This is a genomic window from Streptomyces sp. (assembly GCF_035563135.1).
GTDB lineage: Bacteria > Actinomycetota > Actinomycetes > Streptomycetales > Streptomycetaceae > Streptomyces.
The window spans coordinates 1-11,059 of sequence record NZ_DATMVN010000638.1 but is presented as its reverse complement, the minus strand read 5'-3'; the positions used below and the strand labels follow the sequence as shown (position 1 = coordinate 11,059).

Below are 11,059 nucleotides of genomic sequence, written 5' to 3'. Positions count from 1 at the left end.
CAGCGCCCGCCGCAGCCCACGGCCGCCGCCAGGACGGGTTTCTCCGCCGTCCCGTCGAGCGTGAGGACGGAGATGCTGTCGTGCCCGCGGTTGGCGGTCCACAGGAACCGGCCGTCGTGCGAGACCACCACTTCCGACGGGTACGTGCGCACGGCCTCGCCTTCGTCGTAGTCGTGCGGCAGCACCTGCGTCTCCCCCAGCGGATCGAGCGTGCCCCCGGCCGCGTCCCAGCGGCACACGGTGACCGTCGGCTCAAGCTCGTTCAGGACGTAGACGTGTCCCCCGGACGGGTGAAAGGCAAGGTGGCGCGGCCCGGCTCCTGGCCGCAGTGCCGTTTCTGCGTGCAGCCGCAGGGAGCCGTTGCCCGGGTCGAGGGCGCAGACGCGTACGGAATCCGTACCGAGATCCACGCTCAGCACCCAGTTCCCCGACGGGTCGGCCAGTACCTGGTGCGCGTGCGGGCCCGCCTGGCGGCCTTCGTCGGGACCCCGGCCGGCGTGCTGCAGCACGCCGGCCGCGGGGCCGGGCGCTCCGTCGTCCCCCACGGGCAGCACGCTGACACTGCCCGAACCGTAATTGGCCGTGAGCAGATGGCCCGCCGTGAGGGCCAGATGCGTGGGGCTGCTTCCGCCGACCGGCCGCTCCTCGCCGATCAGCCGCGGCGTGCCGTCGTCGTCGATACCGAATGCCGCCGCTGCGCCGTCGGAGGTCTCACTGACCGTGTACAGCACGGTGCCTCCCGTCCCCGGAGCATGGCCGACCGCGAGGTAGGACGGGTCGGTGACGGCATCCGTGGACGCGAGCACGGAGAGCGCCCCGGTACCCCGGTCGACTGCGGCGACGCTGACGCCCCGGCCTCCCGCCGAGGTGAACGACCCTATGAATGCCCGCTTTGCGTGGTCGGCGCCCATCGCGCTACCCCTCTTCACGTCCGTCACGATCTTCCCGGCCGACGGTAGCAGGCAGCGATTCCTGGTCCGGACCAAAACGGGACCAAGGCAGGGCCGAGCGGCGATCGGCGGAGCACGCGGGGAGCCGCGCAGGGGGCGGCGAGTTCGGCAGGCGCCCCTTCCGGTCCGTGCAGGTGTCCCAGCGCGGGTTCGGCGACGCCGACGGGCGGCAGTGCGGCGGCGGACAGCCGTCGCTCGTAGCACCAGCATCCGAAACGGACGGCCGACGAGACGAGCGATGGGAGCAGGACGGTCTCCGGGCCGGGGCGATCACACCATCGTGCTCGCCCCGGCCCGGAGGCCGCAGACCGAGAAGCAGCGCTGGGCCGGGACCGTCTCCGGCGTTCCCGCCACACGCGACGGCTCAGGCATCGGCCGGGATCCGGCTGGGCCTCCGCAGGGGCACGGCGAGTTCGAGCAGGGCCCGCTCCAACGCGTGGAGGTGTGCGAGCACCTGTCCTGTGCCCGTCGGCTCCTCGGCAGGCGCGTCGTCGAGTCGGAGGTGCCGCCCGACGGCCGGCGCATCGGTGAGGGCCTCGACGGCTGTCTCCACCCGCCAGCAGGCTGCGGCGAGCCGGATGTCGTGCGATGCCTCCGGGTCGGCAGCGACGGAGGCCAGGCCCCGCACCTCGCGCGCGCAGTCGTCGAGCAGTTCGAGCACCTGCCGCGCCCGTCGCTTACGGGCCTTCATCGGGTTGAGCGGATGCACCAACGGCGCCAGCGACAAGCGCACCCGGCCGAGGACGGCCTCCAGTTCGGCGACCCGCCGAGGCGGATCGGCGGCCTCGCTCCCGGCCAGCCGGGCGGCGGCCTCCGCCGTGCAGACGTGTACGCACCGCAGCGCCCGCTCCACCCACGCCTCGGTCACCGAGTGCGTGGTCACCGGCAGCACGAACAGCACAGCCAGTACGGCACCGAGCGCCCCGACCGCCGTCTCAGCCACCCGCAGCATGAGCAGACCCGCGTCGAGCACTCCGAGCAGCCCGTACAGCATGCTCGCCATCACGGTCACGGCCAGCATCATCCAGGTGTAAGAGACAGCGGCGGTATAGAAGATCCCGAACACGCTCATCGCCACGACCACGGCCGCCACGACCGGCTCATGGTGCAGCGGCACCGCCACAGCGAAGCCCAGTCCGATCCCGAGCACCGTCCCCAGGAACCGCCTGAACCCGCGTACGACGGTCTCGCCCCGCGAGGTCGTGGCCACGAACACCCACCAGGTGGCGCCGACCGCCCAGTACCAACGCTGGTCGGAGAGCACCTGCCCCACAGCGAGTGCGAACCCCGCCCCCGACGTCGCCTGCACGGCCTGCCGCGTCGTGATCCGCCCGAGCCCCGTTGCGCCCGCAGAGAGGGCGACGGCCACGGGTGCCGCGAGCCGCCGCTCGTAGCACCACACCCCGAACCGCACCACCGACGACGCGATGAGCGACAGCAGCACAGCCGCGTACAGCTCGGGCAGCCGGCCGGGCACGGTGTGCAGGAACTGGGCGGAGAAGTAGCACATGAAACCGAACACGCCCAGCGAGTGCCCGCGAGGCCCCCATCGCCTCGCGTACACACCCGCCCCCACGACGGCGAGGAATACCAGGTCACGCGCAACGGGCGCATCGTGCAGCACGGCGGCGAGCGTGAGCACCGGGAGACCGGCGACGGGAAGAAAGGCGGTGGTGATCGCCTGATCACGCACGGTCGGGTCGGTCACCGTGAACAGTGCGAGCAGCGCGGCCAGGCCACCGGTGATGGCCGCCGCCAGCGAGTATCCGGCCGCCCCGCACAGCGCGACGGCGAGCCCGATGCCGAGTACAGCCCGGGACGCGAACCGGAGACGGACCCGCCCCGGATCGTGTGCGACGAACGCTCGCTTCAGCAAGTTGCCCCGCCCTTTCCGCACAGACCAGCGCAGACATGAGAAAGGCGCCACAGAGGTCCCGAAGGACCCGCAGCGCCATTGATGGGCCAATCTCAGCATCTGGAAGGCTTATGGTTCAACTGAGGCTCAATTTGCTGGGCCAATGGCCCAGGATGGCTTGACCCTGCCCGGCCACGGCAAGGCCAACGGACCAGCCTGACGCGACACCGGCGCGCGAACGGCAGCCTCCGCCCCAGGACCTCTGCTCCAGGGCCTCTGCCTGATCACTGCGGCTTCTGCCGGCGAGCCCGGGTCGTGACCTCGGAACCTCGGACTGGATCTCGGCGCTGCGGCGGCCCGTGGTCGACCATGCGAAGCTCGGGCGGCTCTCGGTACACCGCCGCGCGCGAGGCATGACACCCGGCCGAGCGGTGGAGGAGCTCGGGGAAACCGGACTCCGCGCAGTGGGCGGGACGACGACACGGGCGCGAGCCCCGGGAACACGGTGCCGCGGCTGACCGGGCCCCGGTGCTCGATGAGAGGTGCGCCCACGCGCAAGAGGGGTTGTTCACCTCGGCGGAGGCACCTGCTGAACAATTCCGAGGCTGTTGTAGTCGTCGAAGACAAGTCGCCGGTGGGCGCTCCGGGCGGCACCGCTTCACCGGCGGAGCAGGAGCAACGATCCTGACGCCGGCCGTGCGGATCCTCTGGCGCCGATCGCGCGAACGGCTGGCGTGCGGCACCCCGCCGCAGCCGATGCACCGCCCAGGCCACTCTCCAGGCCGCCCGGCACCATGCCGGGGAGACCTGGATTCAGGAGCAGAACCGTATGAGGAGGACCAACCTGTGAGGCACACCCTTCTGTCTCGTTCCTTACTCCGGGGAGGTGGGCGGCGGCCGCTGGCATTCGCCGTCTTCACCCCGGTGGCGGCGGTATTGGCACTGCTGCTCGCGCCGGCCCCCGCGCACGCTGCCGACGTCCGGATAACCCCTGCCCCCGGCGCTGTCACAGCCAGCACTCACGACGGGAACGCGCCCGCGAACGTCGTGGACGACGACTACGCCACCCGCTGGTCGGGCGAAGGGGACGGCGCCTGGTTGCAATTGGACCTCGGCTCGACGATGACCGTCACCCACATCAAGCTCGCGGTGCACAAGGGCACCACCCGGCAGAACGTCTTCCAGCTCCAGTACTGGAGCGGATCGAGCTGGGCCACCGTCCATGACGGCAGGACCAGCGGTACGACGACGGGTCTGGAGTCGTTCGCCTTCGACCCCGTTCAGACCTCGAAGGTCCGCTATCTCGGCCACGGCTACACCGGTGAGGGCGAGGGTGACTGGAACAGCCTCACCGAGGTCGAGGTCTGGGGCAGCCCCGGCGACGGCAACGGCGGTGGTGGCGATACCGGGCTCCCGTCCGACGTCCTCGATCTGAGCGACTGGAAGGTGACGCTCCCCATCGGCGACGACGAGGAGCCCACCGAGATCTTCCAGCCCGAGCTCGACAGCTACTCCCATGACCCCTTCTTCCTCGTTCCCGAGCCCGGGGACGCCGTACGGTTCCGCGCGCCCGTCAACGGCGTCACCACCGGCGGCTCCAGCAATCCACGCTCGGAGCTGCGGGAGATGGAGAGCGGCGGCGGGGACGAGATCGAATGGTCCTCGACGTCCGGTACACACACCATGACCGTCCGGGAGGCCTTCACGCACCTGCCCGAAGAGAAGCCGGAGGTCGTCGGCGCCCAGATCCACGGTGGTGATGACGATGTCACCGCTCTGCGTCTGGAGGGCTCGAAGCTCTGGATCACGGAGGACGACACCACCGACCACCACCTGATCACCGACGACTACGCACTCGGTACGGTCTTCGAGATCAAGTACGTGGTGAGCGACGGTGAGATCAAGATCTACTTCAACGGTGAGCTGGAGACCACGATCGACCACTCCGACTCCACCAACTACTTCAAGACCGGCGCCTACACCCAGGCCAACTGCGGGAACTCCTCTCCGTGCGGCGACGACAACTACGGCGAGGTCAAGATCTACGGGCTTGACGTCACGCACGGCGCCCATCAGGAATCCGACCGGACGCAGGCCGCCGACCGGTACGGCTGGGGTACACCGCTGCCGGTCTCGGACGAGTTCAACTACACCGGTGCGGTCGACTCCGCGAAATGGGCGACGCCCTCAGGCGATTTCGGCGGCACGGAGGGGTGCTGGGAGGGCCATGCCGGAAACGGCCGCCGGTGCGCGAAGAACAGCACCGTGGCGGACGGCATGCTCACCATGCGCGGAGAGGCCAATGGCGATACGGGATGGCTCCGGCAGAAGCGTGACGCCCGGTACGGCCGGTGGGAGATCCGGTCGCGCTCGGAGAACATCGGCTCGAGCGGCGGGCTCTACCACGCACTGCACCTGATCTGGCCCACCGAAGGCAATCGGCTCGAGAACGGAGAGTACGACTGGGTCGAGTACTCGGACCCCGACGCACAGTGCCTCACGGCGTTCCTGCACTACCCGCAAAGCCCTTCGGACAAGAAGGAACGCCGCGACCTGTGCCCGGTGGACATGAACGAGTGGCACAACTTCGCGTTCGAGTGGACACCGGAAGCACTGGTCGGCTACGTCGACGGAGCCGAGTGGTTCCGGCTCTCGGGCGGCGCGGGCCCCGACCGGGGGGACATCCAGTCGATGCCCTCGGGGCACCTCAACATCCAGCTCGACAACTTCACCGGCGACGGCGGCCTCCGGCCCGCGGTCTTCGATGTCGACTGGGTCCGGGTCTACGAGTGACCGACCCGACGGACCAGGAGGACGCGGCTGCCTGAACGAGACCTGCAGGGCACGTAGGTACTGGCATTCGGTGGGCGGCACGTGCTGGTAGCCGGGTCGCGAAAACGTACAGGAACGCCGCGCAGCGCCTGTGCCCGTCACCGCGGGACGTGAGAGCAGCACACCTGCTTGCGGTCCGTCCCGCGAGCGGGCGCAGGGTGCAGGGGCAGGGCTTCGGGGGGTTGTGAGCAGACGGGGCCGGGCGGACGCGAAGGACCGGGAGACGGCCGCGCGTCCGCCCGGTGCGGCCCCGCAGGCGCCGGCCCACCGGTGGAGCGGGAACACGGCGCGGCCGGCGGACGGCCCGCTGCTCCCCCTGCCGGTGGGCGCAGATCTCCCCTGCCCCTCGGCACCGGCATCCCGGGCCGGTGATGCCGGAACCAGCCGGACGCAGGCGGCATCGATCGTCGCGAACGCGCTGCGGCGTGAGGCCTGCCGGAGAGCCCTGGTCACCGTCCACCTGCGGGGGAAGGGAAAGCACGGCCCTCCCGGCGTCGGCGGGCTCGCCGCCCCGCGCAAGATTCCGGTCAGCACCCCTACGCCGCCGGGAAGCTCGCGCTTCACCGCACGGACTGCCGCGAGGCGCCGGCCGGTGACGTGGGGAGCGGCGCCGGTCGCGCACCGCCTCCGGCGACCTCCCCGCGAGCCGGACCACGCTGCCGGACACCGACGGGCCCCTCTTCGATACGGACGAATACCCGGGTGACCTCCGGCGGTGCCGGGGCGCAGCATCCACCGAGACCGCGCGCGGACCTCGGGCCCCTCGGCGCCGGCCGGCGGCGCGGAGGACCGGGCCTGAGGAGATTTCAGACCGTACGGCCGTGCTGTATCGGTGAAGCCCCGGAGAACACGCTCGAACGACTTCTCGATCCAGGGGATCCCCTCGGCTTCCGGCTCGGCAGCCTGCCACCACGGGGTGACCGAGGCAGGTCACTCGTGAACGAGTGAGAGGGATCCATGATCGAGTTTGATCGACGTTAGCGCTAGGGAAGGTTCGGCAACGCCGATCGTTCAATTAACGGACTGTAGCGGTGGAGTGCCGGAAGGTGAGCCGGTACGTTCGCGGACAGAAGCCGACTCTGGTGCGGGGCCAACCACTTTCCAGAGCCGGCTTTTCCACCCGTCGTTCCAATGACCAAGGAGGGCTTCATGCCTCCCGACCATGTCTCCAGTACGGCCTGGGAAGGCCCCCGGACTGGGCGTTTCGACCGTAGCATCCCTCCGGCACGAGGGGGTGAAACCCGCGAGTGGCGTGACAATCAGGTCAACGTCCAGGTAGGGCCCTTCCTTGCTGTGCCAGTTGTCGGCGTCGTCCTCGTTCTGCGTCCCGAACTCACGGAGGTCGCCGTGGTGTGCGCCGGGCTGGCACTCACCGCGCTGAGGCGGTCCCGCGTCCAGTACCAGCGGATTCGCTGGAACTGACGGCAGACGGAGGCGGACACCTACGATGTCTGCCTCCTCCGCCCGATCCACATCTCGTGGCACCGAGTGCACAGTGTCACGGCACCGAGGGCCTCCAAGCACCTCTCCACAGGCGGAAAGTAGACGTTTCCGTGCCCTGCCTCCCTGACGCAATCCCTCAGAAGGGCTATGCCCGTGTCCCCGAACGACCAGTCGGAAGCCCCTTGCCTCGGCCCCGGCTGCCTCAACTCCGTGAAGCAGACAGGTGTCGGACGTCGGCGCGTCTACTGCTGCGACCAGTGCGGCACCCGCTACCGCCGCTACGCCCGCCCCGCCACGGACAACAACGCGTTCGCCGAGGCCTCGCTCGCCGACCTGCGACGTCTCACGGACCAGTTCGACCTGAGCGGCAACGATCCCGAGCGGTCCCTCAAGCTGATCCTGGAGTGCGAGAAGGCATGGAAGGACCTCAAGACCGCCGTCGTCCTCCAGAGCCGCGACAGCCGGATGAAGATGCCGGTGATCGCAGACAAGCTCCACATGAGCGCCAGTGCGCTGGCCAGGATGATGGAAAGCGCTCCCGGCCGTCGCGAGCGGCGCCTGACCCCTCCCCTCGTAGCGTCGCAGCCTTCTCCGCCTCGTTCCCAGCGCCACCCGGTGCCCGGACCGCCACGGGCTCGGCGCCCGGAGGGCGGCACCGGCGACACGGACGGCGCCGCCCCAGGCCACGGCCCAGCCGCAGCCCTGGCGAGCGCGTTGTCCCACCTGCACCGTCAGAGCGGCACGACGCACAAGGCACTGGGCGACCGGGTCGGGGTCGACCCCTCCTACATCTCCCGCGTCATCAGCGGTGAACGCATCCCTTCCTGGGAGGTCACCCGCAAGCTGGCCCAGGCCCTGGAAACCGGGCCGGAGGAGATCCTCCCCCTGTGGAGGGCCGCCCGCGGCTACGACGCGGCCAGCACCTCCGACCTCCAGGCGGCACTGCGCGGGCTGCACACCGCCGCCGGCCGTCCGAAGACCGAGGCCCTGAAGGCCAAGACCCATCTGACGGACGAGCAGATCACCAACGCCTTCACCGGCAGCACGCTGCCCGACTGGGAGACCACCGCGACCCTCGTCAACGCGCTGCACGGGCAGTGCGACCTCATCCGCCCCCTGTGGGACGCCGCCAACGTGGCGAACCTCTCGAACGCCGCCTCCAGAAGCTCCACCTGCACCATCCACGTCGGGACCTTCGGATGACCGCTCCCCCGCTGCACCGGCCCCTGGACGCCACCGGCATCATCCTGCCCGCCGCGTTCCGCGCCTTCCGCGCCCTTCAGGAACCCGCCTACCGCGCCTATACCGACGCACATGCCTCCCCCGGGGACACCGGCTTGATCCTGGGCCTGGCCTTCGGGGAACTGGCCGCCCACTGGTCCGTGATCATGCTGCGCCCCGACCCGGCCGCGTACGCCTGGGACCTCTTCGCCGCTACCGTCCGCCACCGCGTCAGCCGGCTCAGGATTTCCGCCGCGAGCCCCTTGCAGTACGAAGTCGTCGTGCTCCACCACCTCGCCGGCTGCGGCATCGACCGCACCAGCGAAACCACCGGCCGCTCCCGGGACAAGATCCGCCATCTTCTGCGCACCTGGCACCCGGGAGCGGTGGCGCCACTGCCGGAGGCCGGCACGTCAGCCGATCCGGCGTAGGAGGGCTTTGCCCCACGTCCCCACCGGCCGGGACCACCTCCGCTGGGCACATGACACCGTCCAGAACGAGACCGTCGGGGAGCTGCACCACGGCCACGCCGGACCCGGCTCCCGCGCCGGCCCATGCGCGCCCGCCGCCGACCGCGCGTCCGGTGACGCTCCCCGGCACCCGCCGCCCCGCCCGGACCAGGGCCGTGCGCGCCCGCGCGTCGTCAACGGCCGTACGTGGTGCGGCACAGCTCGACGATGTCGGCGGAGGCGACACCCTGGCCCGACGCGCAGACAGTTCGCATGTCGTACGTCTGACGGGGCTGCACCCTGCGGGGCGTGCCCGCACGGCGCGGCGGTTCGGGGCGGGCGGGGGCCACGCGCCGCGGTCGGTCACGGACCTCCTGGCGGGCCGGTGGCGCGACCGCGTCCGCACGCCGGGTCGGCGCGTGCCCTCCCTCCTCCCGCTTCTTCCGTTCCTTTCCCCTGGTGCGCTCCGGCTGCTCCTCCGCCTTGCCCAGGGCGTCATGGACCGCAGGGGGTTCGGTGGGCTCCGGGGACGCGTGGGCAGCGGGGGCGTTGCCGGAATGCACGGAAGCCGCAGGCGCGGGCCTCTCCGTTTCGCCCTGCACAAGGACGCAGCCGGCCGTGGCCAGCAGGGCGACGAGCCCGAGGGACATGGACCGCAGATTCATGTCCTGGTCAACGAGAAGCCGCGCGACCGGACACGTCCGGATGCCGCCCCGGACCGGAACCGCTCTTCAGACGGACAGACCTGACCGTGCGATACCGAGCGCGCGGTGAAGGGTGCGGGACAACGAGGTCCGCTGCGCATCCGTGCTCCACGCCCACTGCTCGACCGCGATGCGGAGCGCGCCGTTGAGCACGGTCGCCTGCACCCTCGGCTCCAGGTCGCCCGGCCCGTGGCCCGTCCGCTCGGCGATGATCTCGGCGAAGACGAGCTCCGCGTCATGGTGGACCTGGAGCCACACGGCGCGCAGGCCGGGCTCGGTACGGGTGAGAAGGACCAGGTCGCGCAGCGCTTTCGCATCGGCGTCCACGGCCGCGTCCGGCAGCGAGGGCGGGGTCCCGGCCACGACCTCCACCAGCGACCGGTCGCGTGGCCACGACCTCATGAGCGCGGTGGCGAAGTCGAGCGCGTACGTCAGCAGAGGGCTGACGCACAGTTCCTTCGACGAGGTGTAGCGCCACAGGGTCCGCTGCGAGATTCCCGCGGCGGCGGCGATGTCGTCGGCGGTCGTCGCGGCCACGCCCCGGTCGGCGAAGAGGCGCACGGCTTCGCGGGCGATCTCCAGCCGGGTCGCGGCCTTGCGGCGTTCGGTCAGCGGAGGGCGCCCGAGGCGGGCCACGCCGTCGGCTCCGGCAGCGGCAGGGCCCTGCGTCCCTCCCCTGTGCGCGGGTTCCACGGTTCTCGGCCACCTTCCTTCCAGCTGCGCTCATCGTATCGGCATCTTTTCTGGCACCGCTCGCCATTTTGGCACTGTCCGCCATCAAAGGTAGCGTGCTTGCACCATCACCGAACACGAGGAGCATCACGTGAGCGTCACCACCAGCGGCCCCGGCCGCAGCGTCGTGGTCACCGGCGCCGGATCGGGCATCGGCAGGGCCACCGCCCTGCTGTTCGCGGAAGAGGGCGCGCGAATCGTGATCGCCGATGTCGACGACACCGCCGCCCGGGCCGTCGCCGAAGAGGTGAAGCAGGCCGGAGGGACCGCGGTGACCGTGATCGGCGACCTGCGGGACCAGGCAGTCGTCGACCGGGTCGTGACAACGGCGACGGAGGAGTTCGGCGGCATAGACGTCCTCGTCAACAACGCCGGGATCATGGACAGCATGTCGGCGGCGGCCGACACCGGCGACGACGAGTGGGAGCGCGTCATCGGCATCAACCTCACGGCCCCCTTCCGCCTCACGCGGGCCGTCCTGCCGCACATGCTCGCCGCCGGGAAGGGCGCCGTCGTCTTCACCGCCTCGGAGGCCTCACTGAGGGGCAGCGCCGCGGGTGCCGCGTACACGGCGTCCAAGCACGGCATCGCCGGACTGACCAAGTCACTGGCGGTCATGTACCGCGACAAGGGAATCCGCTCCAACGCCATCGCACCCGGCGGCACGATCACCAACATCCGGGTCGACGCCGACCGGGGCGCCCACGGCCCGGCCGCCCTCGCCCCTTACATGGGCAACGTCGGCTCACCCTCCCGGGCCGAGGAGCAGGCGGCGGCGATCGTCTTCCTCGCGTCCGACGCGGCGAGCAACATCAACGGGGCGATCCTTCCCGTCGACAACGGCTGGTCCGCGGTCTGAGCACCCCTCACTTC

General features: G+C 70.7%; 9 protein-coding genes. 5 read left to right on the top strand and 4 right to left on the bottom strand.

What is annotated here, in order from left to right; translation table 11 throughout:
• Nucleotides 1-911, bottom strand: a 911-nt coding sequence (locus tag VN520_RS28620) for a lactonase family protein (RefSeq protein ID WP_325749853.1), incomplete at its 3' end; no start/stop codon positions are given.
• Nucleotides 912-1,314: 403 nt separating this feature from the next.
• A complete protein-coding gene (locus tag VN520_RS28615) occupies nt 1,315-2,826 on the bottom strand; it encodes an FUSC family protein (RefSeq protein WP_325749851.1) in 1,512 nt (503 codons plus the stop codon).
• A 735-nt stretch (nt 2,827-3,561) separates the two neighbouring features.
• Between VN520_RS28615 and VN520_RS28610 the strand changes: the two genes are divergently transcribed.
• The 4 genes from VN520_RS28610 (at nt 3,562) to VN520_RS28595 (ending at nt 8,732) form a co-directional block, all read left to right on the top strand.
• Complete coding sequence (locus VN520_RS28610) at nt 3,562-5,598, top strand: polysaccharide lyase family 7 protein (RefSeq protein WP_325749850.1); 2,037 nt, start codon at nt 3,562-3,564, stop codon at nt 5,596-5,598.
• A gap of 1,332 nt (nt 5,599-6,930) precedes the next feature.
• Nucleotides 6,931-7,059 carry a hypothetical protein gene (locus VN520_RS28605; RefSeq protein ID WP_325749849.1) on the top strand — a complete coding sequence of 43 codons (129 nt, stop codon included), beginning with the start codon at nt 6,931-6,933 and terminating at the stop codon, nt 7,057-7,059.
• A gap of 231 nt (nt 7,060-7,290) precedes the next feature.
• Entirely contained in the window at nt 7,291-8,283 is a 993-nt protein-coding gene (locus VN520_RS28600; RefSeq protein WP_325749848.1) for a helix-turn-helix transcriptional regulator, read from the top strand.
• Entirely contained in the window at nt 8,280-8,732 is a 453-nt protein-coding gene (locus tag VN520_RS28595; RefSeq protein WP_325749847.1) for a hypothetical protein, read from the top strand. Before VN520_RS28600 ends, VN520_RS28595 begins: the two co-directional genes overlap by 4 nt.
• A 212-nt stretch (nt 8,733-8,944) precedes the next feature.
• On the opposite strand, the gene VN520_RS28590 is transcribed toward VN520_RS28595, so the two are convergent.
• Together VN520_RS28590 and VN520_RS28585 are read right to left on the bottom strand one after the other, a co-directional pair.
• Nucleotides 8,945-9,400, bottom strand: coding sequence for a hypothetical protein (locus VN520_RS28590; protein WP_325749846.1), 456 nt, complete (start codon nt 9,398-9,400; stop codon nt 8,945-8,947).
• Nucleotides 9,401-9,481: 81 nt separating this feature from the next.
• A complete protein-coding gene (locus VN520_RS28585) occupies nt 9,482-10,066 on the bottom strand; it encodes a TetR family transcriptional regulator (protein ID WP_414719973.1) in 585 nt (194 codons plus the stop codon).
• Between the two features lie 211 nt (nt 10,067-10,277).
• Between VN520_RS28585 and VN520_RS28580 the strand changes: the two genes are divergently transcribed.
• Nucleotides 10,278-11,045 (top strand): SDR family NAD(P)-dependent oxidoreductase, encoded by a 768-nt coding sequence (locus VN520_RS28580; RefSeq protein ID WP_325749845.1) that lies wholly within the window; start codon nt 10,278-10,280, stop codon nt 11,043-11,045.
• Nucleotides 11,046-11,059: the final 14 nt, after the last annotated feature.